General features: G+C 60.4%; 29 protein-coding genes. 20 read left to right on the forward strand and 9 right to left on the reverse strand.

The features are described 5' to 3' along the window. Nucleotides 1–59 precede the first annotated feature (59 nt). Genes puuE through FHT86_RS01645 form a run of 7 tightly spaced genes read left to right on the forward strand, consistent with a single transcriptional unit; the run spans nucleotide 60 to nucleotide 4,477 of the window. Nucleotides 60–986 (forward strand): allantoinase PuuE, encoded by a 927-nt coding sequence (gene puuE / locus FHT86_RS01615; protein WP_133705125.1) that lies wholly within the window; start codon nucleotides 60–62, stop codon nucleotides 984–986. 1 nt (nucleotide 987) lies between these two features. After that, complete coding sequence (gene uraD / locus FHT86_RS01620) at nucleotides 988–1,485, forward strand: 2-oxo-4-hydroxy-4-carboxy-5-ureidoimidazoline decarboxylase (protein WP_133705126.1); 498 nt, start codon at nucleotides 988–990, stop codon at nucleotides 1,483–1,485. Beyond that, complete coding sequence (gene alc / locus FHT86_RS01625) at nucleotides 1,486–2,508, forward strand: allantoicase (protein ID WP_133705127.1); 1,023 nt, start codon at nucleotides 1,486–1,488, stop codon at nucleotides 2,506–2,508. A gap of 3 nt (nucleotides 2,509–2,511) precedes the next feature. Further along, nucleotides 2,512–2,874, forward strand: coding sequence for a DUF86 domain-containing protein (locus tag FHT86_RS01630; RefSeq protein WP_133705128.1), 363 nt, complete (start codon nucleotides 2,512–2,514; stop codon nucleotides 2,872–2,874). Between the two features lie 5 nt (nucleotides 2,875–2,879). Continuing rightward, nucleotides 2,880–3,380 carry an ureidoglycolate lyase gene (locus FHT86_RS01635; protein WP_133705129.1) on the forward strand — a complete coding sequence of 167 codons (501 nt, stop codon included), beginning with the start codon at nucleotides 2,880–2,882 and terminating at the stop codon, nucleotides 3,378–3,380. After that, nucleotides 3,377–3,733: a hydroxyisourate hydrolase gene (gene uraH, locus FHT86_RS01640; RefSeq protein WP_133705130.1), complete on the forward strand. Its 357-nt coding sequence runs from the start codon at nucleotides 3,377–3,379 to the stop codon at nucleotides 3,731–3,733. The genes FHT86_RS01635 and uraH overlap by 4 nt, the downstream gene beginning before the upstream one ends. Before the next feature lie 3 nt (nucleotides 3,734–3,736). Then, nucleotides 3,737–4,477: a metallophosphoesterase gene (locus tag FHT86_RS01645; protein WP_133705131.1), complete on the forward strand. Its 741-nt coding sequence runs from the start codon at nucleotides 3,737–3,739 to the stop codon at nucleotides 4,475–4,477. On the opposite strand, the gene FHT86_RS01650 is transcribed toward FHT86_RS01645, so the two are convergent. Genes FHT86_RS01650 through FHT86_RS01660 form a run of 3 tightly spaced genes read right to left on the reverse strand, consistent with a single transcriptional unit; the run spans nucleotide 4,474 to nucleotide 8,201 of the window. Then, nucleotides 4,474–5,613: an alpha-hydroxy acid oxidase gene (locus FHT86_RS01650; protein ID WP_133705132.1), complete on the reverse strand. Its 1,140-nt coding sequence runs from the start codon at nucleotides 5,611–5,613 to the stop codon at nucleotides 4,474–4,476. The genes FHT86_RS01645 and FHT86_RS01650 overlap by 4 nt on opposite strands. 45 nt (nucleotides 5,614–5,658) lie before the next feature. After that, the gene (guaD, locus tag FHT86_RS01655) at nucleotides 5,659–6,966 is read right to left on the reverse strand and encodes a guanine deaminase (RefSeq protein WP_133705133.1); all 1,308 of its coding nucleotides are present in this window, start codon (nucleotides 6,964–6,966) and stop codon (nucleotides 5,659–5,661) included. Then, nucleotides 6,963–8,201: a urate hydroxylase PuuD gene (locus tag FHT86_RS01660; protein ID WP_133705134.1), complete on the reverse strand. Its 1,239-nt coding sequence runs from the start codon at nucleotides 8,199–8,201 to the stop codon at nucleotides 6,963–6,965. The genes guaD and FHT86_RS01660 overlap by 4 nt, the downstream gene beginning before the upstream one ends. A 240-nt stretch (nucleotides 8,202–8,441) precedes the next feature. Here FHT86_RS01660 and FHT86_RS01665 point away from each other — a divergent pair, with 240 nt between their 5' ends. After that, nucleotides 8,442–8,774 (forward strand): hypothetical protein, encoded by a 333-nt coding sequence (locus tag FHT86_RS01665; protein WP_133705135.1) that lies wholly within the window; start codon nucleotides 8,442–8,444, stop codon nucleotides 8,772–8,774. Between the two features lie 7 nt (nucleotides 8,775–8,781). Here FHT86_RS01665 and FHT86_RS01670 read toward each other — a convergent pair whose 3' ends face one another. Then, a complete protein-coding gene (locus tag FHT86_RS01670) occupies nucleotides 8,782–9,678 on the reverse strand; it encodes a LysR substrate-binding domain-containing protein (RefSeq protein WP_133705136.1) in 897 nt (298 codons plus the stop codon). A gap of 102 nt (nucleotides 9,679–9,780) precedes the next feature. Between FHT86_RS01670 and FHT86_RS37715 the strand changes: the two genes are divergently transcribed. Then, a complete protein-coding gene (locus FHT86_RS37715) occupies nucleotides 9,781–9,984 on the forward strand; it encodes a hypothetical protein (RefSeq protein WP_133705137.1) in 204 nt (67 codons plus the stop codon). Here the strand turns inward: FHT86_RS37715 and xdhC are convergent. The 4 genes from xdhC to FHT86_RS01690 all read right to left on the reverse strand — a co-directional run bounded on the left by xdhC (nucleotide 9,960) and on the right by FHT86_RS01690 (nucleotide 15,528). Continuing rightward, nucleotides 9,960–10,805, reverse strand: a complete 846-nt coding sequence (gene xdhC, locus FHT86_RS01675) for a xanthine dehydrogenase accessory protein XdhC (protein ID WP_133705138.1) — start codon at nucleotides 10,803–10,805, stop codon at nucleotides 9,960–9,962. The genes FHT86_RS37715 and xdhC overlap by 25 nt on opposite strands. 2 nt (nucleotides 10,806–10,807) lie before the next feature. Further along, nucleotides 10,808–13,144 carry a xanthine dehydrogenase molybdopterin binding subunit gene (xdhB, locus tag FHT86_RS01680; protein ID WP_133705139.1) on the reverse strand — a complete coding sequence of 779 codons (2,337 nt, stop codon included), beginning with the start codon at nucleotides 13,142–13,144 and terminating at the stop codon, nucleotides 10,808–10,810. A 2-nt stretch (nucleotides 13,145–13,146) separates the two neighbouring features. Continuing rightward, a complete protein-coding gene (xdhA, locus tag FHT86_RS01685) occupies nucleotides 13,147–14,616 on the reverse strand; it encodes a xanthine dehydrogenase small subunit (RefSeq protein WP_133705140.1) in 1,470 nt (489 codons plus the stop codon). 135 nt (nucleotides 14,617–14,751) lie between these two features. Then, complete coding sequence (locus tag FHT86_RS01690; protein WP_133705141.1) at nucleotides 14,752–15,528, reverse strand: 3-hydroxybutyrate dehydrogenase; 777 nt, start codon at nucleotides 15,526–15,528, stop codon at nucleotides 14,752–14,754. Nucleotides 15,529–15,761: 233 nt separating this feature from the next. Between FHT86_RS01690 and glpK the strand changes: the two genes are divergently transcribed. From glpK to map, 11 genes are all read left to right on the forward strand, one after another. Beyond that, nucleotides 15,762–17,258 carry a glycerol kinase GlpK gene (gene glpK / locus FHT86_RS01695; protein ID WP_133705142.1) on the forward strand — a complete coding sequence of 499 codons (1,497 nt, stop codon included), beginning with the start codon at nucleotides 15,762–15,764 and terminating at the stop codon, nucleotides 17,256–17,258. A 179-nt stretch (nucleotides 17,259–17,437) separates the two neighbouring features. Beyond that, entirely contained in the window at nucleotides 17,438–18,247 is an 810-nt protein-coding gene (locus FHT86_RS01700) for a membrane-anchored protein (protein ID WP_133705143.1), read from the forward strand. Between the two features lie 42 nt (nucleotides 18,248–18,289). Beyond that, the gene (locus FHT86_RS01705) at nucleotides 18,290–18,697 is read left to right on the forward strand and encodes an OsmC family protein (protein ID WP_133705144.1); all 408 of its coding nucleotides are present in this window, start codon (nucleotides 18,290–18,292) and stop codon (nucleotides 18,695–18,697) included. Between the two features lie 90 nt (nucleotides 18,698–18,787). Then, complete coding sequence (locus FHT86_RS01710) at nucleotides 18,788–19,696, forward strand: LD-carboxypeptidase (RefSeq protein ID WP_133707039.1); 909 nt, start codon at nucleotides 18,788–18,790, stop codon at nucleotides 19,694–19,696. Nucleotides 19,697–19,775: 79 nt separating this feature from the next. Next, a complete protein-coding gene (locus FHT86_RS01715; RefSeq protein WP_133705145.1) occupies nucleotides 19,776–20,150 on the forward strand; it encodes a YciI family protein in 375 nt (124 codons plus the stop codon). Then, nucleotides 20,147–21,403 carry an RNA polymerase sigma factor gene (locus FHT86_RS01720; protein ID WP_133705146.1) on the forward strand — a complete coding sequence of 419 codons (1,257 nt, stop codon included), beginning with the start codon at nucleotides 20,147–20,149 and terminating at the stop codon, nucleotides 21,401–21,403. Before FHT86_RS01715 ends, FHT86_RS01720 begins: the two co-directional genes overlap by 4 nt. A gap of 99 nt (nucleotides 21,404–21,502) precedes the next feature. Further along, nucleotides 21,503–21,973 (forward strand): SRPBCC family protein, encoded by a 471-nt coding sequence (locus tag FHT86_RS01725; RefSeq protein WP_133705147.1) that lies wholly within the window; start codon nucleotides 21,503–21,505, stop codon nucleotides 21,971–21,973. Nucleotides 21,974–22,003: 30 nt separating this feature from the next. Beyond that, nucleotides 22,004–22,417 (forward strand): DoxX family protein, encoded by a 414-nt coding sequence (locus FHT86_RS01730; protein ID WP_133705148.1) that lies wholly within the window; start codon nucleotides 22,004–22,006, stop codon nucleotides 22,415–22,417. A 62-nt stretch (nucleotides 22,418–22,479) separates the two neighbouring features. Beyond that, complete coding sequence (locus tag FHT86_RS01735) at nucleotides 22,480–22,992, forward strand: GNAT family N-acetyltransferase (protein WP_133705149.1); 513 nt, start codon at nucleotides 22,480–22,482, stop codon at nucleotides 22,990–22,992. 163 nt (nucleotides 22,993–23,155) lie between these two features. Then, nucleotides 23,156–24,217, forward strand: coding sequence for an LLM class flavin-dependent oxidoreductase (locus tag FHT86_RS01740; protein WP_133705150.1), 1,062 nt, complete (start codon nucleotides 23,156–23,158; stop codon nucleotides 24,215–24,217). 40 nt (nucleotides 24,218–24,257) lie between these two features. After that, nucleotides 24,258–25,010, forward strand: coding sequence for a type I methionyl aminopeptidase (gene map / locus FHT86_RS01745; RefSeq protein WP_133705151.1), 753 nt, complete (start codon nucleotides 24,258–24,260; stop codon nucleotides 25,008–25,010). 11 nt (nucleotides 25,011–25,021) lie between these two features. Here map and FHT86_RS01750 read toward each other — a convergent pair whose 3' ends face one another. Continuing rightward, nucleotides 25,022–25,594, reverse strand: a complete 573-nt coding sequence (locus FHT86_RS01750; protein WP_133705152.1) for a PadR family transcriptional regulator — start codon at nucleotides 25,592–25,594, stop codon at nucleotides 25,022–25,024. Nucleotides 25,595–25,836 lie beyond the last annotated feature (242 nt).

Below are 25,836 nucleotides of genomic sequence, written 5' to 3' on the forward strand. Positions count from 1 at the left end.
TTTCCGTCTCGACTTTCCGGCCGTGAATGCTACCGTCTTCACATATTTGAGAAGGTGCTTTGATGTCCGATACCTACCCCCGCAATCTCATCGGCTATGGCCGCAATACGCCCGATCCGAAATGGCCGGGCGATGCCCGCGTCGCGGTGCAGTTTGTGATCAATTACGAAGAGGGCGGGGAAAGCTGCGTACTCGACGGCGACCCTGCTTCGGAGAACTTGTTGTCGGAAATCGTCGGTGCGGCACCCTGGCCGAACCAGCGCAATCTCAATATGGAATCGATCTACGAATATGGTTCGCGTGCCGGTTTCTGGCGGTTGTGGCGCATGTTCACCGAGCTCAAGGTGCAGGCAACCGTTTACGGCGTGACACTTGCCATGGCCCGCAATCCGGAAGCGGTCGCCGCCATGAAGGAGGCCGGCTGGGAGATCGCGAGCCACGGCTATCGCTGGCTGGAATACAAGGATTTTCCCGAGGATCTGGAGCGCAAGCACATCCTTGAGGCCGTGCGCCTTCATACCGAGCTGACCGGTGAGCGCCCCCACGGCATGTACCAGGGCAAACCTTCTGATAATACGCTGCGGCTGGTGATGGAGGAGGGCGGTTTTCTCTATTCCTCGGATTCCTATGCCGACGATCTGCCCTATTGGGTCGATGGTGTCGAGGGCAAGCCGTTCCTGATCATCCCCTACACGCTCGAAACCAACGATATGCGTTTCGCCACGCCGCAGGGCTTCAATTCCGGCGATCAGTTCTTCACCTATCTCAAGGATGCCTTCGACACGCTCTATGAAGAGGGCAAGCAGGGCAGCCCGAAGATGATGTCCGTCGGCCTGCATTGCCGTCTGGTTGGTCGGCCGGGTCGAGCGGCGGCGCTGAGGCGCTTCATCGAGTATGTGCTGAAGCACGACAAGGTCTGGCTGCCCAGGCGCATCGATATCGCCAACCATTGGTACCAGCATCACCTTCCCGTGGGTGCGCGCTAAAATGATATCACGCGACGATTTCGTAACCCGCTTTGGCGGTGTCTTCGAGCACTCCCCGTTCATTGCCGAACGTGCCTATGACGCCGGCAATATTGCCGAACCGTTGACGTCAGGCAGCGTACATGGCGCTCTGGTCGCCATCTTTCGCGCCGCCAGTGCTGACGAGCGGCTTGGCGTTTTGCGCGCGCATCCCGACCTCGCCGGCCGGCTGGCAATTGCGGGCAAGCTCACCGAGGACAGCCGCAAGGAGCAGGCAGGCGCCGGGCTTGACCGGCTCACACCAGCTGAGCATGCCCGCTTCACCGAGCTCAACACGGCTTACGTGACGAAATTCGGCTTTCCCTTTATTATTGCGGTTAAGGGGCTCGGCAAAGACGACATCCTTGCCGCCTTCGAGACGCGGATCGGCAGTGACCGGGACGCGGAATTTGCGACCGCAACGGCGCAGGTGGAGAAAATCGCCCTGCTGCGCCTGCAATCCATGCTTCCGGAGACTTGAATGACCGACAATGCCGATACCAGCCTTCCGTCCTTCGCGGTCGGTGCCATCAACCTTGCCTCCGCCCGCCTCGGCGCCAAGGGGCTCTATGCCACCGACGAGTTCTTCGCGCCGCTGGACCGCATGCTGCAGGATGTGCCGGCAAGCTTCGATCCGGATCTCTATGACGACAACGGCAAATACATGGACGGCTGGGAAAGCCGGCGCAAGCGCGTACCGGGGCACGACTGGTCGGTCATCCGCCTCGCCATGCCGGGCCGTATCTTCGGCTTCGATGTCGATACCAGCTATTTCACCGGCAATTATCCGCCGCACTGCTCGATCGAGGCTGCCTTCGTCGAAAGCGGCGATCCGACCGACGCGACCGCTTGGACCGAGATCCTCGTGAAATCGCCGCTCGGCTCGAGTGCGCATCATTTCTTCGAAGTGGCCGACAAGGAAAAGGTTTGGACGCATCTTCGGATGCACATCTATCCCGATGGCGGCGTGGCACGTTTGCGCGTTTACGGCTCAGCCTATTTCGACTGGTCGAAGGTCGGTAACACCGAGGAAGTCGACCTCGGCTATATTTTCAACGGCGCCAAGGCGCTTGCCTGGTCGGACGCGCATTATGGCCATCCCGACAAGATGCTCGGACCGGGCCGCGGCCTCAACATGGGCGACGGCTGGGAAACCAAGCGCCGGCGCGGCCCCGGCCATGACTGGACGATCATCCGCCTCGGCCATCCGGGCACCATCAACCGCGTCATCGTCGATACCGCCTTCTTCAAAGGCAATTTTCCGGACACCTGCGAACTGCTCGGTGCCTATCTGCCCGGCCACGGCGACACCTTCACCGATGCGGAGATCGCCGCCTCCGAACGCTGGAAGCCCATGCTTTCGCGCCAGAAGCTGCAGATGGACCATATTCATGACTATGGCAGCGATGTCCTCGCCGCGATCGGCCCGGTAACGCATGTGCGTTTCGCCATGCACCCGGACGGCGGCGTGATGCGGCTCAGGCTTTATGGGAACAAGGCCTAGGATATGACCGGCAGAGGTCTAGTCCACTACCTGGATCACATGCAGAAGGCCGCGTCCGACGCGCGTCTTTTTGTTCGGGGAATGGACAGGGCGTCGTTCCTGGCCGATGATCGTACCCAGTATGCTGTCGCCTATAGCCTCTGTGCCATTGGTGCGGCGGCCGCACAGTTGCTGAATGAACATCCGGAATTCGGACCGGATCATCCGGATTTACATTGGAATGAGATGCAAACTATGAGCGAGCGCCTGCTGTCGCACGGCGTCACTGCAAACGTCGAGGATATTTGGACGACGGTTGGGCATTCAGTCCCCGAATTGCTCACGCAACTCGAATCCATCCGCCACTGGCGGGCAGAAGGGGAGTGACGACCATGACCCAGACGCTCGATATTTTTCCTCTCACCAAGACTGCGTTCGCGCCCTTCGGCGACGTCATCGAGGCGGACCCGGCAACGATGAAGCTGATCAATGGCGGTACGACGGAACGGTTTCATGCGCTTTCAGGCGCTGAGGCCGTGGGCGAGGGCGCGCGAGTGATCATCAATCTGTTTCGCGGCCAGCCGCGGGCCTTTCCATACGCGATCGACATGATGGAGCGCCATCCCCTCGGCAGCCAGTGTTTCGTACCGCTGAACGATCGGCAGTTCCTCGTGGTGGTTGCGAAGGACGAGGACGGCAAGCCGGGTACGCCGCAGGTCTTCCTGGCGCGTGGCGATCAAGGCGTGAACTATCGCCGCAATGTCTGGCATTACCCGCTAATGACCCTCGATCAGCCGAGTGACTTTCTCGTTGTCGATCGTGACGGGTCGGGCAACAATCTGGTGGAATTCTTCTTCGACACCCCCTTCATCATCGGAGCGCCGACCCTATGACCGGACTGACCACCCATGTGCTCGACACTGCCCTCGGCAAGCCGGCCGAAGGCTTGGCGATCGATCTCTTCAAGATCGAGGGTGAGACGCGGAAGCATCTGAAGACGGTCACGACCAATTCCGACGGGCGCGTCGACGGTGGGCCGATCCTGATCGGCGACAATTTTGTCGCCGGCACCTACGAGCTGGTCTTCCGCGCCGGTGACTATCTACGAGCAACCGGGGCCAAGCTGCCCGAACCGGCATTCCTGGATCTGGTGCCGATCCGCTTCGGCATTGCCGACACGACGGCGCATTATCATGTGCCGCTGCTGATTTCGCCCTACGGCTATTCCACCTATCGCGGGAGCTGAGCCTTGCGTTTTGCTGTTATTGCGGATGTGCACGGCAATCACCTGGCGCTGGAAGTGGTGCTCGCCGATATCCGCGCGCAAGGCATCAACAATATCGTCAATCTCGGCGATTGCTTTAGCGGACCGCTGACGGCAGGGGAGACGGCCGATATCCTACTTGCGCTCGATGCAGTGACAGTTCGCGGCAACCACGATCGGTATCTGATCGAACAGCTGCCGGAGAAGATGCATATTTCGGACAGTGCCGCCCATGCGGAATTGTCCGGACACCATCTCGAGTGGTTGCACACCTTGCCGTTCAGCACCATCTACATGGACGAGGTTTACCTGTGTCATGCGACGCCGAAGGACGACAACGTCTACTGGCTCGAAGCTGTCGCGCCGGAAGGCCATATCTATCTGAAGCCGATCGAGGAGATCGAGGCGCTGGCTGCCGGAATCGATCTTCCGCTGATCCTATGCGGCCATAGCCATATCCCGCGTGCGGTTCGCCTTCGTGACGGGCGCCTGATCGTCAATCCCGGCAGTGTCGGCTGTCCAGCCTACGATGATGATCTGCCCCATTGTCACAAGGTCGAGGCAGGCCACCCCTTCGCCTCGTATGCAGTTCTGGAAAAGGTGGAAGGCATGTGGCTGCCGACATTCCGGCAGGTAGCTTACGATCATCAAGCGATGGCAGCACTTGCTGCGCGCGCAGGCCGTTCCGAGTGGGCGAGCGCTTTGGCGACAGGGTGGCTGCGTTAAACCTCGGCCAGAATCTCCCGGTTCACCGTCTTGATATCCCGCTTGCCGCAGAGGGCCATGGAAATATCCAGCTCGTTGCGGATGATCTCCAGTGCCCGCGTTACGCCCTCCTTGCCCATGGCGCCGAGGCCGTAGAGGAAGGGGCGGCCGATGAACGTGCCTTTAGCGCCGAGCGCCACCGCCTTCAACACGTCTTGGCCGGAGCGGATGCCGCCATCAACGTGCACTTCAATCTTGTCGCCGACGGCGTCGACGATCTTCGGTAGCATACTGATAGAAGAGGGGGCGCCATCAAGCTGACGGCCGCCATGGTTGGAAACGATGATCGCGTCTGCGCCGGTATCGACCGCGGCCTTGGCGTCGTCGACATCGAGGATACCTTTGATGATCAGCGGCCCGCCCCAGCGTTCCTTGATCCAGCCGACATCACTCCACGAAAGCTTTGGATCGAATTGTTCATGGGTCCAGCCCGCCAGTGACGCCAGGCTGGTGACGTTCTTGGCATGACCGATGACATTGCCAAAGGAATGCCGCTTCGTCCGCATCATGTCCAGGCACCAGCGCGGCCGCATCGCCACCTGCCACATATGTTTCGGGATGAGTTTTGGCGGCGCCGTCAGGCCGTTGCGCAGATCGTTGTGTCGCTGGCCAAGGATCTGCAGGTCGGCCGTCAGCACCAAAGCCGAGCATTTTGCGGCTTTTGCGCGGTTGATGAGGTTTATCACGAAGTCGCGATCCTTCATGACATAGAGCTGAAACCAGAAGGGTTGCTTCGTTACCGAGGCAACGTCTTCGATCGAGCAGATGCTCATGGTCGACAGCGTGAACGGAATGCCGAATTCCTCCGCGGCGCGCGCCGCCAGCATCTCGCCGTCGGCATGCTGCATGCCCGTCAGCCCGGTCGGAGCCAACGCTACCGGCATGGACACCGTCTGGCCGATCATGCGAGTTTCCAGCGAGCGGTTGGCCATGTCGACGAGGACGCGTTGGCGAAGTTTGATCTTTTTGAAATCAGCTTCGTTCGCATCGTAAGTGGACTCGGTCCACGAACCGGAATCGGCATATTGGAAGAACATTTTGGGGACGCGCCGTTTGGCGAGCTTCTTCAGTTCGGCAATGGTAAGCGGCGCGGTCATGGCTCTCTGCCTTTTCGATGACTATTACGGAGGATCTGGATCGCCTTACTGCAGGATCGATTTCGCGGCTTTTCCTGCAACATAGGTTTCGATGATCGCCCGATCGTCCCCCATGGTCTGCAACAGGAAGAGCTCCTCCGGGAGCGTCTTCACGACTTCCATCTTCAGCGCCATGGCCGGCGTGGCGGCAGCGTCGAGGATGACAAGGTCGGCGTCGGTACCGGGATCGAGGGTACCGATCTTGTCGGCCAGCGACAGGGCTTCGGCGTTGCCGAGCGTCATGTAATAATAGCTTTCCAGCGGGTTCAGGCGTTCGCCGAGAAGCTGCTGGATCTTGTAGGCCTCGTCCATTGTGCGCAGCATCGAATAGCTGGAGCCGCCGCCGATATCGGTGGCGACGCCGATGCGGACGGGCTTTTCGCGGCGTGCCAGAGCCTTCAGCGGGAAAAGGCCGGAGCCGAGGAACAGGTTGGAGGTCGGGCAATGGACGGCGATGGCGCCGGCCTCGCTCATGGCGTCGGCTTCGCGCTCGGAAAGGTGAATGGCGTGTCCGAACAGGCTCTTCGGCCCGAGCAGGTCGTAGCGCGCGTAGATATCGGTGTAGTCGATCGCGTCTGGATAGAGCTCGCCGGTGAATTTGATCTCGTCGTGGTTTTCGGAGAGATGCGTCTGGATATGCAGATTAGGGAATTCACGGGCAAGGGCTGCGGCTGCTTCCATCTGCTCAGGCGTCGAGGTGATGGCGAAACGCGGGGTGATGGCGACATGGTTGCGGCCCTTGCCGTGCCAATCGGCGATCACCTGGCGCGTCTCGTCGTAACCCATCTGCGGTGTGTCGAGCAGGCCCTGCGGCGCATGGCGGTCCATCATCACCTTGCCGCCGACCATGCGCATGTTGCGGCGCATGGCTTCGGCAAAGAAGGCGTCGGCGGAGGTCTTGTGCACGGAGCAATAGGCAACCGCCGTCGTCGTGCCGTGGCGGATCAGCTCGTCGTAGAAATGGGTGGCTATGCGCTGCGCATGGGCGCTTTCGACAAAGCGGCATTCCTCCGGGAAAGTATAGGTGTTCAGCCATTCCAGAAGGTTGGCCGCATAGGAGGCGATGACCTGCATTTGCGGAAAATGCAGATGCATGTCGATAAAGCCCGGCAAGATCAAATGCGGCCGATGGTCGACTTCGGCAACATGCGCAGGCGCTTTCGCCTTGACCTCTAGATAAGGGCCGATGGCGGCGATGATTCCGTTCTCGATCAGCAGGCCGCCATCGTGCTCATACGAATAGCTGTCCGTATCGGTCAGGTTCTCTGGCGCGCGCTTGAAGGAGAGCATGCGGCCACGCAAAAGGGTAGTCATTGGTCTTTTTCTCCGACGGAGCTTTCGAACCAGGCGGCCAGCAGCTTGCGCTCCTCCGGCGTCACGTCGGTGACATTGCCGGGCGGCATGGCATGGCTGCGGCCAGCCTGAATATAGATCTCGCGGGCATGCATAGCGATTTCCGCGTCGTTTTCCAGCATCACATCCTGTGGCGCACGCGCAATGCCTTCAAAAACAGGCTCAGCGGCATGGCACATCGAACAGCGCGTCGAGATCATCTGCTTCACCGCCGGAAAGTGCGCATCCGCAGCGAACTGCTGAAAAGCGGGCGCGACGGCGTCGGCATCCTTTTCGCCGGTCAACACCTTCGGCACGGTCGAAAGCCATATGATCAGAATGAAGAGAATGACGGTGACGATCCATGTCCAGGTGGGGCGGCCCTTGCGGGCATGGATCGTGTTGAACCAATGGCGGATGGTGACGCCCATCAGGAACACCAGCGCCGCGATGATCCAGTTATAAGCGGTGCCGAAGGCCAGCGGATAATGGTTCGACAGCATGAAGAAGATAACGGGCAGCGTCAGATAGTTGTTGTGCAAAGAGCGCTGCTTGGCGATGCGGCCATATTTCGGGTCCGGCGTGCGCCCGGCGATCAGGTCGGCGACTACGATCTTCTGGTTGGGTATGATGATCATGAAGACATTGGCCGACATGATCGTCGCCGTGAAGGCGCCGAGATGCAGGAAGGCGGCGCGGCCCGTGAAGAGGTGGGTATAGCCCCAGGCCATGAAGACGAGGACGGCATAAAGCACCGCCATCAGACCCCAGGTGTTGTTGCCGAGCGGCGATTTGCAGAGCAGATCGTAGACGATCCAGCCACCGGCGAGGGAAGCCAGCGAAATCAGAATGGCGACGGGAACGCTGACGTCCAGTACATGCCGGTCGATGAGGAAGAGATTGGCGCCCCCGTAATAGACGATGCAGAGCATCAGGAAGCCGGAGAGCCAGGTAAAATAGCTCTCATATTTGAACCAGGTCAGATGTTCCGGCATCGTGGCCGGGGCCACCAGATATTTCTGGATGTGATAGAAACCGCCGCCATGAACCTGCCACTCCTCGCCATAGGCGCCGGGCGGAAGATGCGGACGCTTCACCAGGCCGAGATCAAGCGCGATGAAGTAGAAGGACGAGCCGATCCAGGCAATGGCGGTTATGACGTGGAACCAGCGGGCAGCAAAGGCCAGCCATTCCCACGCTATGGCATATTCATACATTCAGTTCCCCTTTTCTTCCTCCGACTCGACACCTTGCAAAATGTTGGGCGCAGAGGGAAGGGGCGTTTCATCAAGGGATTGCTTTTCGTAACGGGACCACACACTTCCGTGACCGATATGCAGCCGCTCTTGTCGAGCGCCAACTTCGCCATAGATGAAAATTGGACGCGTTTTTTCAGCGTCATCGGCGATAGGCGGGCAGCGGAGCCCCCGGGGCGCCGTATCGTCGGAGATTTGCCCATGCGTGGTATACTGGCGTTTGCACTATTCCTTTTTGCAACCTCTGCCATGGCGCACGACGCGCCCTCCGGCTGGACCTACGATCCCTACTGTTGCAACGGCGACAGTCAGACCGGTGATTGCGAGATGATCCCCTCGCGCACGGTGACCGTTATCCCGGGTGGCTATCGGATTACGCTCTATCCCGGCGATCATCGCTATGTGACGCATGCTCATATCTTTACGCTACCACAGCGCAAGACAATGCGTTCACCGGATGGCGCCTATCACCTTTGTCTGTTTCCGGACGAGAACACGCCGCGCTGCTTCTATGCGCCGGATATGGCCTATTGAGCGGCGCTCATTCCAACGGCATACCGAATTCGCCGAGAATCCAGTTCCGGAAGGCACGGATTCTCGGCGTATGACGCCTGTTCTCGGGGTAGGCAAGCCAATAGTTCGAGCCATCGTTGCAGAGGATATCGAAGGGCTGGATCAGCCGACCGGCGGCTAAGTCGTCGGCATAGAATTCGGGTGTCAGGACGGCGACGCCTTGTCCGGCGATCGCGGCACTCGCCTCGAAGGATTGCGCCCCAAGCCTGCTTTTCGGTCTGCCTTGCAGGCCAGGGTCGGGAACTCCGGCTGCTTCGAACCATTGTGCCCACCAAGGGTCGCCGGCATCGATGATCCGAAGTTTGAGAAGATCGGCCGGCGTATGGACGCCGCCGATGCTGGCCGCCAACTCCGGGCTGAGCATCGGCGTGAAGTTCATTTTCATCAACAGATGCGCGCGCAGGCCCGGCCATGTTCCGCGCCCATTGCGAATGGCGATATCGGACGGTTCACGGGAGAAATCAATGAGCGCGTCTGATGTGGCGAGCCGTACTGCGACATTCGGGTGCTGTAGCTGAAATGAGCCGAGGTGGCGAGCCAGCCACTGCGATGCGAAGGTCGGCGTTGAATGAATGAGAAGCGTGGATTCGGCACCGCCGCTGACCGAAGCCATTGCCTCATGCAGCATGCTGAAGGCCTCGCTGACCTTCGGCGCCAGCCGCGCGCCCGCCTCCGTCAACTCGATCTGGCGCGGGCGGCGCAGGAACAGCGGCTCGCCGACATTCTCCTCCAAAAGCTTGATCTGATAGCTGACGGCCGTCTGCGTCATGCCCAGTTCCGTGCCGGCGCGGGTGAAACTGCCGTGCCGGGCGGCGGCCTCGAAGACGCGGAGTGCATTCAGCGGAAACTGTTTTGACAGTTTCATGGATAAGTTCTCTTTATGTATACAGACGGTTGTTCGATTGGAATTCCAGCATTTTCAGCGGCAAACTGCAATCCATATCATCGATTGGATTGAGGTGCTTTCATGGATTGCTATGCTATAGAGCAGATGAATGCCGCTAGACCCTCCGTTCTGGCTCGAGCGCTGGGGGTACTGACGCAGGTCTTTGCGGGGAGCACAGGGCCTTCACCGAGGCTGGATTTGGATGAGATGCCCGACCGGCTCAAACGCGATCTCGGTTTTCTCGACGGGCGCGGTCCGCGTTACGAGGATGATCGGATGGCGTAAGCCGCGAAGGCCGTCAGCAACTCTGCGGCCGTCATGGCGGCGATGACTTCCGGGCGCTTGTCCTTCACCGCGGCGCCGCCGATCGGCAGCGTCAGCCGCTCAAGCGAGGCCTTGTCACCGCCCTCGCGGGTTAGCCAATGGGAGAAGGTGGCGCGCTTGGTCACCGAGCCGATCATGCCGACATAGGCAAGGTCGGTGCGGGCGAGCGCTTCCTTGGCGATCAGGAAATCCAGGGCGTGATCATGGGTCAGGATGACGATCGCTGAGCCTGCGGGAATATCCTGCACCAATGCTTCCGGCATTGGCGAAAGCTTTGTCTTCGTCTCTGCCGGCAGGTTTGCCAATTCCTCCTTCCGGGTCTCGATCACCGTCACGGAAAGCGGCAGAGGCGCGAGCGCGGCGGCCAATGCATGCCCGACATGTCCTGCGCCAAAGAGATAGGTCTCCGGTCGATGTTCCGCTTCGCTCGCCCGTTTGGCTTCGAGCTCTTCCAGCAATTGTGTCGTCATTTTCTGGAAACGCAGCTGGGTGCGACCGCCGCAGCATTGGCCGATCTCCGGCCCGAGCGGTATGTCCATCATCTCGACGCCATCGCCCATCAACAATTCGCGGGCGTTCTGGATCGCCAAAAATTCGAACTGCCCACCACCGATCGTGCCCCAGATGGCATTTTCGGAAACGAGCATGAAGGTTCCAGCCTCGCGCGGGGTGGAGCCCTGCGTTCCGATGATCTCGACAAGGATGGAGACGGGGCGGCCCGCCAGAAATGCGCGGAAGTCGCTCCTGGGTATGACGCCGGAAAGCACTTCGCGGATCGCCATGGTCACATCCCTTTCAGGCGCTCGACCGCCATCAGCACCCGTTCCGGTGTTGCCGGCGCGTCGAGCCGCGGGCAGACACGGTAATCCGCGACGCTCGCGACGGCCATGGACAGAGCTTCAAGTACCGAGATGCTGAGCATGAAGGGCGGTTCGCCAACGGCCTTGGAGCGGCCGATGGTGGCCTCGGCATTTTCGGACCATTCGGCAAGGCGGACGTTGAAAATCTTCGGCCGGTCGGAGGCGAGCGGGATCTTGTAGGTGGACGGCGCGTGCGTGCGCAGCCGGCCCTTGTCATCCCACCAGAGTTCTTCCGTGGTCAGCCAGCCCATGCCCTGCACGAAGGCGCCTTCGACCTGGCCGATATCGATCGCCGGGTTCAGCGAACGGCCGACGTCGTGGAGGATATCGGTGCGGTCGATCAGATATTCGCCGGTCAGCGTGTCGATCGAGACTTCGGAGCAGGCGGCGCCATAGGAGAAATAATAGAACGGCGTGCCGCGGCCGGCCTTGCGGTCCCAATGGATTTTCGGCGTCTTGTAGAAGCCGGCGGCGGAAAGCTGCACACGGGCGAAATAGGCCTGCTTGATGAAATCGGGGAAGGGGATTTCGAGATCGCCGACGCGCACCCGGTTCGGCAGGAACTGCACCTCTTCGGCGCCAACGCTCCATTTCTCGACGGCGAAGGCAACGAGGCGCTCCTTGATCTGTCGGGCGGCGTCGAAGGCAGCCATGCCGTTGAGGTCGGAGCCGGAGGAGGCCGCAGTCGCCGAAGTGTTGGGAACCTTGCCCGTGGTGGTCGCAGTGATCTTCACCCGATCGATATCGACCTGGAAGCTATCGGCCAGCACCTGCGCCACCTTGGTGTAGAGGCCCTGGCCCATCTCGGTGCCGCCGTGGTTCAGGTGGATCGAGCCGTCCTGATAGACGTGCACCAGCGCGCCGGCCTGGTTGAAGGCGGTCATGGTGAAGGAGATGCCGAATTTCACAGGCGTCAGCGCAATGCCCTTGCGGATAAAGCGGCTGGAGCGGTTGAACTCGACGATGGCATCGCGCCGCGCCTGATAGTCGGAGGAGTCTTCGAGTTCATCGACGATACGGTGGATGATGTTGTCCTCCACCTCCTGGTGATAGGGCGTCAGCGTCCGGCCAGAGCCGGGCTGGCCGTAGAAATTCGCGCGCCGAATCTCCAGCGGGTCCTTACCGAGCGCATAAGCGATCTCTTCGATGAAGCGTTCACCGCCGACCATGCCCTGCGGGCCGCCGAAACCGCGGAAGGCGGTGTTGGAAACGGTGTGCGTCTTCAGCGGTTTCGAGACGAGATGCACATGCGGGTAGAAATAGCTCGAATCCGCGTGGAACAGCGCGCGGTCGGTGACCGGGCCGGAGAGGTCGGAGGAGAAGCCGCAGCGGGCGGCGTAGGTCGCATCGACGGCGTGGATACGGCCGTCATCGTCGAAGCCGATTTCGTAGTCGACCAGAAAGTCATGGCGCTTGCCGGTGGCTGCCATGTCCTCGTCGCGGTCGGGGCGGAATTTGATGGCGCGGCCGAGCTTCTTGGCGGCGACGGCGGCGAGTGCGGCGAACTGATTGCCCTGCGTCTCCTTGCCGCCGAAGCCGCCGCCCATGCGGCGCACATTGACGGTAACGGCATTGGACGGAATGTTCAGGACATGGCCGACGATATGCTGGATCTCGCTCGGATGCTGGGTGGATGACCAGACGGTCACTTCGTCGTCTTCGCCGGGGATCGCCATGGCGATGTGGCTCTCGAGATAGAAATGCTCCTGGCCGCCGATGCGCATCTGCGCCTTGATGCGGTGCTTGGCATTGGCCATCTCGGCTTCCGGCTCGCCCCGCTTCAGCGTCATCGGCTCGTAGACGACCGGTCCGCCGTTGGCGAGCGCCCCGTCGATATCGCTCCAATGGGGCAGGTCGCGGTAGTCGATCTTGGCGAGCCTTGCTGCCCGGCGAGCGATCTCGCGGGTCTCGGCGATGACGGCGAAGATCGGCTGGCCGTGGAACTCGACCTTGGTATCGGCGAGCAGTGGCTCGTCATGCATGCCGTTGGAACTGGTATCGTTGACCCCAGGAATATCCTCGGCCGTGAACACCCAGACGACGCCGGGATAGGCTTTGACTTCGGAGAGGTCGATGCCGGCGATGTCGGCATGCGCGCGGTCGGAGAGGCCGAGTGCTCCATGCAGCAGGCCGGCCGGTTCCGGTAGGTCGTCGATATAGTCGGCAGCACCCGTCACGTGCTTGTGCGCCGAGTCGTGCTTCAGCGAACCATGCATCGAGCCGTTGATGACCTTGCGTTCCTCGAAGGTGGATTTGTCCATGATTATGCCTCCACCGTTGCAAAGCGCTGCAATTCCTGCGGCGCACCGGCCGTTTCGAGATAGAAGCGGATGAGCAGGTTCTTGGCAGTCAATTGTCGGTATTCGGCGGTGGCGCGCCAGTCTGTGAGCGGCGTGTAGTCGGCATCGAAGGCGGGGCGGGCGGCGGTCACCGTCGCCTCCGTCCAGGGCTTGCCGATCAGCTCGGCTTCGACCGTGCGGGCACGCTTCGGCGTGCCGGCCATGCCACCGAAGGCGATGCGGATATCGGCAACGTTGCCGGCCGCATCCAGCGCCAGATGGAAAGCACCGCAGAGCGCCGAAATATCCTCATCACGACGCTTGGAGATCTTGTAAACAGCGAAATGAGTGCCTTCGGCCGGGTAGGGCACGAAGACGCTTTCGACGAATTCGCCGGGATTGCGGTCCTGCTTGCCGTAGTCGATGAAGAAGTCTTCCAGCGGCAACGCGCGGGTGCCAGTAACGGAGCGCAGCTTGACCGTCGCGCCGAGCGCGATCAGTGGCGGCGGCGTGTCGCCAATAGGCGATCCGTTGGCGATATTGCCGCCGATCGTGCCCATATTGCGCACCTGCTCGCCGCCGATGCGGTTGATCAGGCTTGCGAGCGCCGGGATCTTCTCGGCCATGGCGGCAAACGCCTGGCTGTAGGTGACACCGGCGCCGATGGTCAGGCCGGTGTCTTCCAAGGTAATTTTCTGCAAGTCGGTCAGATGATTGATGAAGACGACCGGGTCGAGCTTGCGCATCTGCTTGGTGACCCAGAGGCCGACATCGGTGGAGCCGGCGACGATGATTGCCTTCGGCTCGTCGGCCAACACTTGCGCAAGCGCTGCGACCGAGCCCGGTACGATCAGGCGATCCTCGCCGGAAGTGACGGTGATGGTATCGCCGTCCTGCATGGCCCAGAGGCGCGCGATGATGTCGGCCCTGGTTTTTTCCAGGGGGTCGAACAGGGCGCTCGGGCGCATCTGGCTCACCTGTTCGGCTGCCTTGACGATCGGCTCATAACCTGTGCACCGACAGAGATTGCCCTGCAGGGATTTTTCGATCTGCTCCCGGCTCGGCTTTTCGGTCGTAAGCCACAGGCCGTAGAGCGACATGACGAAACCCGGCGTGCAGAAACCGCATTGCGAGCCATGACAGTCGACCATGGCCTGCTGCACCGGATGCAGCGTGCCGTCCTTGGCGGCCAGATGTTCGACGGTGACGACATGGGTGGCATGCAGCGAGCCGACAAAACGGATGCAGGCATTGACGGCCTCGTAATGCAGTCCGCCATCGATCAGCCGGCCGACCAGAACAGTGCAGGCGCCGCAATCGCCTTCCGCGCATCCTTCTTTCGTGCCCGTCAGATGCCGGTTGAGACGCAGGAAATCGAGGAGCGTCTCAGTCGGGCGCAGGCTGGAAAGAGAGATATCCTCGCCGTTGAGGATAAAGCGGATGCTGTCGTTCATATCGTTCCCAATTGTTTTTTGCTTTTCAAGGAACGAGACAACTTTCTTCGAACCGCTATCTCGTTCCGTCTGTTTGGTTGATCATGATCTTAAAACCGCTTCGCACTTTTTGGGATCATGCTCGACCATCTATCGTTATTCCGCGGTCCAGCCACCGTCAATCGAGACGTGCGTGCCGGTGACCTGACGAGCATCGTCGCTGGCAAGATAGAGCGACAATGCTGCGATCTCTTCGGCCTTGACGAATTCATGCGTGGGCTGTGCCTTGAGGATGACCTCGCTCTTGACCTGCTCTTCCGTCATGCCGCGCGCCTTGGCTGTATCCGGGATCTGCGCTTCGACGAGAGGGGTCAAGACATAGCCGGGGCAGATGGCGTTGACGGTGACGCCGAATTCGGCAAGCTCGAGCGCTGCCGTCTTAGTCAAGCCCATTATACCATGTTTTGCGGCGACATAGGCGGACTTGAAGGGCGAAGCGACGAGGGCGTGGGCCGAGGCGATGTTGATGATGCGGCCGTATTTCTTCGCCTTCATCAGCGGAATAGCGGCGCGGATGGTATGGAACGAGCTCGATAGGTTGATGGCAATGATCTGGTCCCACTTCTCGATCGGGAAGTCCTCGATCTTCTCCACATGCTGGATGCCGGCGTTGTTGACGAGGACGTCGACGCTGCCGAAGGTTGAATTGGCTGTCGCGATCAGATCGGCGATCTCGGCGGGCTTGGTCATGTCGGCTGGATGGTAGATCACCTTGCCGCCACCAGACGCTTCGAGCGTGTTCCTGATGGCATCGATTTCTTCGGGCTTGCCGAAGCCGTTGAGGACGATGTTTTCACCTTTGGCGGCGAAGGCGGTCGCGATGGCGAGGCCGATACCGCTTGTAGAACCGGTGACAACGACTGTTCTTGCCATGATCTTCTCCTTGGACGGCGCGGCTGATGTTGCAGCGCAATAGCGGTTTGAGGTTAGTCCCAAACCGGCGGATATGGCAATCGCATCGCTGCAAGACTCTTTTGCGACGGTTCGCTTCATATATTCGCGAGGTGGAATGAAGCATTTCCGCAAAAATTTCGTTTTGCTTTCTTTTCACATTCGTTTTGCTGCCGTATCTGTTGATTTGGGACAGGAACAATTGGGAGGAATGCATGAGCGGTTATATCTTGGCGATCGACCAGGGTACGACGTCGACGCGGGCTATCGTTTTCGACGGTGACATGAAGATCGCCGGCATCGAGCAGAAGGAGTTCACGCAGCATTATCCGAAGCCTGGGTGGGTCGAGCATGACCCGGAGGAAATTTGGGCCTCCGTCGTTTCGACCGTTAACAAGGCTATTGAGACGGCCGGCATTACTGCAAAGGATATCGCCGCTCTCGGTATCACCAACCAGCGCGAAACCGTTGTGGTGTGGGACCGCAAGACCGGCAAGCCGATCCACAACGCCATCGTCTGGCAAGACCGCCGTACCGCAAGCTATTGCGAGAAGCTGAAGCGACAGGATCTGGAAAAGCTCTTCACCCGCCATACCGGACTGCTGCTCGATCCCTATTTTTCAGGCACCAAGCTGTCCTGGATGCTGGCCAATGTGAAAGGCGCCCGCGCGCGTGCCGCCAAGGGCGAGCTCTGCTTCGGCACCATCGACACCTTCCTGATCTGGCGGCTCACCGGCGGCAAGAGTTTTGTCACCGACGCGACCAACGCTTCTCGCACGCTGATGTACAATATCGGCAACAACGCGTGGGACGAAGATCTGCTCGAGATTCTGCGCGTTCCCGCCGCCATGCTGCCGGAGGTGAAGGACTGCGCCGCCGATTTCGGCGTTGCCGACACGTCGATCTTCGGGGCGGCGATTCCCATCCTCGGCGTCGCCGGCGATCAGCAGGCGGCGACCATCGGCCAGGCCTGCTTTGAGCGCGGCATGATGAAATCCACCTACGGCACCGGCTGCTTTGCGCTGCTCAACACCGGCACGGACATGGTGCGCTCGAAAAACCGCCTGCTGACCACCATCGCCTACCGGCTGAACGGAGAAACGACCTATGCGCTGGAAGGCTCGATCTTCATCGCCGGAGCGGCCGTACAATGGTTGCGCGACGGATTGAAGGCAATCAAGCGCGCCGCCGATTCCGACGGGCTGGCGGAAAAGGCCGATCCGATGCAGGAGGTCTATCTGGTGCCGGCCTTCACCGGTCTCGGCGCGCCGCATTGGGATCCGGATGCCCGCGGCGCGATCTTCGGGCTGACCCGCAATACCGGCCCTGCGGAAATCGTCCGCGCTGCGCTGGAGGCTGTTTGCTACCAGTCGCGCGATCTGCTGGACGCCATGCATAAGGATTGGCGCAACGGCAGCGGCAAGGAGACCGTTTTGCGGGTCGACGGCGGCATGGTCGCCTCCGATTGGACGATGCAGCGGCTCGCCGATCTGCTCGACGCGCCCGTCGACCGTCCGACCATCCTCGAAACCACAGCACTCGGCGCCGCCTGGCTTGCCGGTAGCCGCGCCGGCGTCTGGCCAGACCGCAAGAGTTTTGCCAAGGCTTGGGCCCGGGACCGGCGCTTCGAGCCTGAGATGGACGAGAAGACACGGACCGTGAAGCTGAAGGGATGGCGCGACGCAGTAAGACGGACATTGAGTACCGAGTAGGCGCGGTTAAGAGGCAGCTCACCTAAGATTAGACTGTGTAAGATTTCTTTATTTTCCTAATATAGCATGAAGCAGCGATAGTAAGCCGGGGAACGATTCAGCGACCTATGTCGTTGAAGCGGTTGTGGTTGGGCTCACCTGTCTTCGGGTGAACGCCTTTCGCGACTTCAGGGCGGGACATGGCAGCTAGTTTTACGGAATTGAAGAAACACCTTTATCGGAGCGTGAAATATTGGCTTTGCCGGCCGAAGCCTCCCACGCTCGTCGAGCCGTTTTCCGGACCCGTTGTCGTGGTCGGATCGGCGCCGGTGTCACACAAGCCCGCGGATTTCGACAGAACGTTCAAGGTCATCACCATCAACGGCTCTCAGGTCGTGACAAAGGCCTGGGGTATCGAGGCGCCGGATGTCACGTTCGTGCAATTCAACCAGATCGAGGGGACGAATACCAACGCCGTCGAAGTGCGCCGCGTCCTCAGTGGCGAGCGGACGAAGAAGCTTTACGTTCTGCTCTGGCGAAAAGGGCGCGAGCGGCTGGAGGACGGGCTGAAAGCTTTCGACTATCGATACGACAATCTTGAAATCGTCGATCGCTATAAGCGTATGGCGCTTCTCGACCTGGTTGGCGGCGTAAGATGCAGCGAACTGGGTGCGGACGACAAATGTTCGAACGGCATCAATGCCGTGCTCTTCGCGCTCTATAACGGTGCCACCGCGGTGATCATCACCGGAATCAATCCCGCTTCCGGTGGGCATATCTACAACCACGCAAATCTGGCCCGGCTGCACATTCAAAGGGATAGGGAAATTCTGTTGCGGTTGATGGAGCGGGGTTATCCGGTCTTTACGGCCGATCCAACCGTATCGGAATCCCTCGGATTGCCATTGTGGGACGGCAAGGCCCCCGCCCGACAGGAGTCGGAAAGCCCTGAAAAGTCTGCACGTCCGGCCTCAAAACGGGCTACTCTCTTGACTCCATCCCTGCGTTGATCGTGCAATCGTTCGTCTTTCCGACGAATGAGGAGATCAGCCATGGTGTCCGTGACCGTTGAATTGCGCAATGTCGAGGATACGCAGGCGGCGTTGGGCTGGGCCGGCGGCCACACCGTTGTCGTCGACCGTCCGCCAGGCCGTGCCGGCGGGCAGGGGCTTGGTTTCAATGGTGCGCAACTGCTGGGATTGGCGATCGGCGGATGTTTCTGCAACGATCTGCACTATGTTGCAGCCGAGATGGGTGTCGGGTTGGGAAAAATCTCCATCTCCGTGCGCGTGGACCTGGAGAGCGACCTGTCGTTTACCAAGGCTGCGACGATGACGGTATCATGCGAGACGCTCGACGGTTCCGATCCTCAGCCGGTGATCGATCAGGCCAAGGCGAGATGCATGGTCAGCAATTCGCTGAAGAGGGGAATTCCGGTCGCAATCGAGGCGGTCACATAGGCGCGCGACCGAAGGCTAACGCCCATCATCGTTCCGTGCCAAAATCCCGGCATGGAATCACTTGATCGAACCGAATCCGACCGCGTTCTCATGCCGCCGCCGCTCCGGCGCGGCGACAGAGTCCGTTTCGTTTCGCCTGCAAGCCCGCCCGACAAGGACCTTATTTTAAGGCATGCTGAAATGCTGAAGAGCTGGGGGCTCAACGTCGATTTCGGCGAACATGCTTTTTGCAAGCAGGACTATCTTGCTGGGACGGATGAGGAGCGATTGGCGGATTTCAATGCCGCGCTCCGTGATCCCGAGGTTCGGGCGATCTTCGCCACGCGCGGCGGCAAAGGGTCTTACCGCATCGCCGACCGGCTGGATTTCGCGGCAGTCCGGCGTGATCCGAAGTTTCTCATCGGTTTCAGCGATATCACCATGTTACATCTCAGCCTGTGGAAGCACTGCCGGCAGGTCGGTATCCATGGCGCGCTTTTCGTCAACGAGGGCGAACAGGATGTCAGCGTGGAAACCAGCAGTTCCCTTCGTCGGGCGCTCATGACTTCAGAGGATATCGTCATCCGCTCGCGCCCCGAGGAGCCGACGTCGGCTCTGACGACCGAGGGAGCGGTCACCGGGCGATTGATCGGCGGCAATCTCGATATGGTCGCTACGGCGGCCGGCTGGGCCTTGCCGGATTTGCGCGGTGCCATCCTGTTGCTTGAAGCCGTCAACATGTATCGCGGGCAGGTGGACCGGCAGTTGACGATGTTGCGTAAGGCGGGGCATTTGAATGGTCTGGCAGGTGTTGCGATTGGCCAATTCACCCGCTTTGAATTCGACCGCCGTTTCTCGGTCATCGATATCCTGCGCGAACATCTCGATGCACTCGGCGTGCCGGTGCTCGGTGGCCTGCCGCTTGGACATGGACCTAGTCCGTCGAGCGTGCCGATCGGCGCGGTTGCTGTCCTGGATGCAAAAGCTGGGGCGCTAATGGTCCGGCGCGGCGGCGTGTAGTTTTCTCCTGCGATAATTTTTGACGCGCCGTGTCGGCGCAGGCGATACTCTTTCGTCTTTATAAAAGAAGGATGTCCTGATGCTCTATGCGATCCTATGCTACAACGACGAAGACACCGTGTTTTCCTGGTCCAAGGAAGAGGAGCAGGTGACGATGGACCGGTTGATCGCGGTGCAGGCGCCGCTCGGTGAAGCCGGCAAGCTCGGCCCGGTCGCCCGGCTGATGCCGACAACGGCGGCAACGACGCTGCGCAAGGGCAAGAACGAGCCGCTCATCATCGACGGACCCTTCGCCGAGACGAAGGAACAATTGCTGGGCTTCTATGTCATCGACTTTGAGACGCTTGACGAAGCGATTGAATTTTCAAAGAAACTGGCCATCGCCAATCCTGGTGCCGGCTCCTATGAGATCCGCCCGCTTCATGCCTTTAGACCGGGGACGATGGCAACATGACGGATCTAGCCTGGATCGATATCGCGTTCACCAACGCCCGGCCGCAGGTGCTCGGCGCGTTGCTGCGGTATTTCCGCAATCTCGACATTGCCGAGGAAGCGTTTCAGGAGGCCTGCCTCAGGGCATTGAAGACATGGCCGGACAAGGGGCCGCCCCGCGATCCCGTTGCCTGGCTGATCTTCGTCGGCCGCAACAGCGGCATCGACGCGGTGCGCAAGCAGTCGAAGACGCAAGGCTTGCCGGACGAAGAGGCGATCTCCGATACTGGCGACGCCGAAAGCGATCTTGCAGACCGGCTCGACGGCTCCAACTATCGTGACGATATTCTGCGGTTGCTGTTCATCTGCTGTCACCCCGACCTGCCGGCGACGCAACAGATCGCGCTGGCGCTGCGCGTCGTCTCCGGTCTTAGGGTGGCGCAGATCGCTCGTGCCTTTCTCGTCAGCGAAAGCGCGATGGAGCAGCGCATCACCCGCGCCAAAGCGCGTGTTGCTGCTGCCGGCATGCCTTTCGAGACGCCGGGTGCCGTCGAGCGGGCCGAGCGCGTGGCGCTGGTCAGTGCCATGATCTATCTCATCTACAACGAGGGCTATTCCGCCGGCGGGCCGGGCCGCGAGGCTTCTGCCTTTGCCGATGAGGCGATCCGATTGGGACGACTGTTGCTGCGCATCTTTCCGGCAGAGCCGGAGATCATGGGTCTGCTGGCGCTGATGCTGCTGCAGCAATCGCGAAATACGGCCCGCTTCGATGCAGACGGCCAGATCATCCTGCTGGAGGAACAGGACCGGTCGCTCTGGAACCGCAAATTGATCGACGAGGCGCTTGCTCTGCTCGACAAGGCAATCCGCCATCGCCGCCCCGGACCCTATCAGCTTCAGGCCGCGATCGCGGCGCTGCATTCCAGGGCCAAGCGGGCCGAGGATACGGACTGGGCGGAGATCGATCTGCTCTATCAAACGCTGGAGCGGCTGCACCCGTCGCCGGTCGTCACCCTGAACCGCTCTGTCGCTGTTGCCAAACTCAAGGGACCGGAGGAGGCGCTGGCATTGGTCGAGCCGCTGACGGACAAACTCGATTGCTATTTTTACTTTCACGGGCTTCGGGGCGCATTGCTTGCGCAGTTGGGCCGGCCGCACGAGGCGCACATTGCCTTCGATCGTGCCATCGCGCTTGCCCATTCACCCGCCGAAGCTGCCCATATCCGTCATCAGCTCGATCGCCTCAGCGCGGCGGCCCCGGCAGTCGCAAAATAATCGGAAAATTAGCCTCACGCATGTCGGGAAGAGGCTGCTTTCGGCGTCCTTGAGGCATAGGCCGATCAGGCCGTTTCAGACGAAAGAAAGGAACACGACATGACCGAACGGAATACCCGCCACGAGCTTTCTCTCACCCGCGTCATCGACGCACCGCGGGAGAAGATCTTCCGCTGCTGGACGGAAGCGGTGCTTGTGAAGCAATGGTTTGCACCACTGCCCTGGACGACTTCGGCGGCCAAACTCGACGTTCGTACCGGCGGCACAAGCTCAGTCACCATGCGCAGTCCCGAGGGTGAGGATTACCCGAACGTCGGCGTCTATCTCGAGGTGGTGCCGAATGAGCGGATCGTCTTCACGGATGCCTTCACCAGTGCTTGGGTGCCGTCGGCCAAACCCTTCATGGTGGGCACCATCCAGCTCGACGATCTCGGCGACGGCAAGACTCGCTATACCGCGACAGTCCTGCATTGGACGGCGGAAGATCGCGAAGCGCATGAAAAGATGGGTTTTCATGAGGGGTGGGGCCAATGCACCGACCAACTGGCGGCTCTTGCTGCGAAACTCTGAATTTCTGATTCAATTCCGGGGGATACAGCAATGTCCTATGCAACAGAATCACCGTCCAGCTCGCGGGTACAGCGTGTGGCCGGCACTATTCTCAGCGGCTTGATTGTCGCCTTTCTTATTTTCGACGGCGTCATCAAGCTCATTCCTTTGCCTGTCGTCACAGAGACGATGGCAGCGCTCGGCTATTCCGGCGATCCGGCTTTGGCGCGGCTGCTCGGCGTCATCACGCTTGTCTGCGCCGTTCTCTATGCCATTCCGCAGACGTCGGTTCTCGGGGCGATCCTCCTTACTGGTCTGCTCGGCGGGGCGATGGCGACGCATCTCCGGGTCGCTAGCCCGGTGTTCTCGCATCTGCTGTTCGGTCTTTATCTCGGCGTCATCGCCTGGGGCGGACTCTATCTACGCTATGAAGCAGTTCGAAAAATGATTCCGTTTATGCGCTGAAGCTGTTGATTTTGGATTCGATTTGATATGGCTCGCTCCCTCATCTGTTCGTGGAGCGAGCCATGCCACAAGTCATCATCGCACCGGTCAGGCAATCGGATGCCGGCGAACTGATTGCGGCGAATGTCGCGAGCCGCGCTTACCATGAGCCATGGGCCTACCCTTTCGTGGATCGGGATGGCTTCGACGCCTGGTTCGGGCAGACCGTGACGGGATCCAATATCGGCCTGGTCGCGCGCGACGCCGGCTCAGGCGGCATTGTCGGGGTGGTCAATATCAGCCAGATGGTCTGGGGTGGTTTCCGTAGCGCCTTTCTCGGCTATCACGGTATGGTGGCCTTTGCCGGCCAAGGTTTCATGACCGAGGCGTTGCGTCTGGCGATCGCCCACGGTTTCGACGATGTCGGCTTGCATCGGCTGGAGGCGAATATCCAGCCTGCGAACCATACCTCCATCGCGTTGGTGCAAAGGCTCGGCTTCCGCAAGGAGGGATTCTCGCCCAAATATCTGAAAATCGGTGGAGTCTGGTGCGATCATGAGCGCTGGGCTTTGCTGGCGGATGACCCACGCCTTTGATGTTCAACATGAGGTGATTCCGAAGTAGCGAACAAAGCGTTGATTTCGGATTCGAATTAGAGGTCGCTATCAACTTCCTCGAACAAACCGTTCGACAATTCATATTTGCGATTTCCGCCTTGTCTTCTTATTTCGTCCGTCAACAACGGATGGATTTTTAATCATGGAACTTGGCCTCTATACGTTCGCGGACGTCGATCCCGATCCCGCTCTCAACAAGGGCGCGGAAGCAGCGCGCCGCCTGAGGAATTTGATCGAGGAGGTTGAGCTGGCCGATCAGGTCGGCCTCGATGTTTTCGGGCTCGGCGAGCATCATCGGCCGGATTATGCGGCGTCGGCCCCGGCTGTCGCGCTCGCAGCGGCTGCGGCAAAGACGAAGACCATCCGACTGACTAGCGCTGTGACAGTGCTGAGCTCGGACGATCCGGTGCGCGTCTTCCAGCAGTTCGCGACGCTCGACCTCATTTCAAACGGTCGCGCCGAGATCATGGCGGGACGGGGTTCCTTCATCGAGTCCTTCCCGCTCTTCGGTTATAATCTCGAAGATTACGACCAGCTTTTCGAGGAAAAGCTCGACCTGCTTTTGGCGATCCGCGACAGCGAGCACGTAAATTGGACGGGCGAACTCCGCGCGCCGATCCATGGGCGAGGTGTCTACCCTCGACCGCTGCAGGATCCATTGCCGATCTGGGTCGCGGTCGGCGGCACGCCGCAATCGGTGGCGCGTGCAGGTGCGCTCGGCCTGCCGATGGCGCTCGCCATCATTGGCGGCGAGCCGCGCCGGTTTGCCCCGCTTGTCGATCTCTATCGCGAGGCCGCCCGCCGCGCTGGTCAAGATCAGGCCAAGCTGAAAACCAGTATCAACGTCCACGGTTTCGTCGCCGATACGACAGAGGCGGCCGCTGATCAGTTCTACGGGCCGCAGGCCGAGGTGATGAACCGCATCGGCCGCGAGCGCGGCTGGGGGCCGACGACCCCTGCGCATTTCGAACAATCGCGCGGGCCGCATGGCGCGCTCTTCGTCGGCGATCCCGAAGTGGTGGCGGAGAAGATCGTCGCTCATCACAAACTGTTTAGGAATGACCGCTTCCTGCTGCAAATGGCGATCGGCACAATGCCGCATGAGCAGATCATGCGCGGCATCGAGCTCTATGGTACGAAAGTCGCGCCGCTTGTCAGAAAGGCATTGACTGAACAAAGCGAAGAGGCGAAAGCGACGGCTTGAGCCTCTGCCTCAGGAGGCGCATGCCAGCCGGAAGCCGTGGATGATCATCTCGAACGACGACGAACTGACCAAGCTGAAGGAGATAGGCCGCATCTGCGCCAATGCGCTGCAGGCGATGGCGGCTGCTTTGGAGCCTGGCATCACCACATTGGAGCTCGACGCCATCGGCCGAAAGGTGCTGGAAGACTCCGGCGCGCGTTCCGCACCGGAATTTGTCTATAAGTTTCCTGGCGCCACCTGCATCAGCGTCAATGAGGAAGTGGCGCATGGCATTCCCGGCCCGCGGGTGATTCAGGCCGGCGATCTCGTCAATCTCGATGTTTCCGCCGAGAAGGATGGCTTCTTTTCCGACACCGGGTCGTCCTTCGCGGTGCCGCCGGTCAAGCCGAAGGTCGAGCGTCTTTGCCGCGACGGTAAGAGGGCTCTATGGGTCGGGCTGAACCAGGTGCGCAGCGGCGCGCCTTTCTCGAAGATCGGCCACGCTGTCGGTGCCTTTGCCCAGAAGAATCGCTATACCCTGATCGCCAATCTCGCCAGCCACGGCATCGGCCGTTCGCTGCATGAGGAGCCGGCGGAGGTGTCGACCTGGGCCGATCCCGATGAAACCCGTATCATGCAGGACGGCCTGGTTTTCACCGTAGAGCCGTTTCTGTCGCTCGGTGCCACCTGGGCGGAGGGCGGCGACGATGCCTGGACGCTCTATGCTGATCCACGCGCGGCCACGGTTCAGTTCGAGCATACCGTTGTCGCCACCCGCAACGGGCCGATGATCCTGACCCTAGCGGACAACTGAGCGGCAGGATCTCAGTCTTCCGCCTTCGTCTCAGCACGGATGATATCCGCGGCGGCGCGTTCGAGAATCGCCGCGATGCGTGCACCTTCGGCCTTGCTCCATGGATATTTCGAGCGCAGCGCCGTGTGCAGAAGGTGGCGAGCGCGGTGAACATCGCCGGCATCGCGGCCGAATGGGCCGTCACGGCCTTCATCGTCGCCAGTGTTTTCGCCGTCAAAAGCCCGTTTGACATGCGCCATTCTTTCGCCGATGGCAGCCAGCTTGGCGAGCGTCGCCTCGACCAGCTCGCGGTTCTCTTCGACCCGCTTCTGGCCGCTCTCGGTGATGCGGTAGAGCTTCTTCGTGCCGCTGGCTTCGACTTCGGCTAGGCCGGTTTCTTCCAGATAGGTGAGGGCGGGGTAGATGACGCCCGGGCTCGGCACGTAAAAGCCGCCGGATCGCTCTTCCAGTGTCTTGATCAGTTCATAACCATGCCGGGGCTGCTCGGAAAGCAGGGCGAGGATGATGAGCTGCAGATCGGCGGCGTCGAATTTCCGGCCGGTACGAAACCCGCCGCCGAACATGCCGCCCTTGAAGCCTCTCATGAAGTCTCTCCTGTGCCGCCCGTGTGAATCACGGCTTTCGCCATGTCGTAGGATATATGCCTCGACGGTGTCAAAGCTATCGCCGAACATGCGATCTCTAAAGCCTCTCATAGCGTGTCTCCTTTGATGATGAGGATTTATATCGTTAGTCATGTCGTAAGATATATATCGTAAGATAGCGTCATGCAAGAGGGCGTCGAATTTTTGCTGTGTGGGGGTGCCGATTGCGGAGCGGCGACGGG

It is taken from the genome of Rhizobium sp. BK313, assembly GCF_014193655.1.
Classification (GTDB): domain Bacteria; phylum Pseudomonadota; class Alphaproteobacteria; order Rhizobiales; family Rhizobiaceae; genus Rhizobium.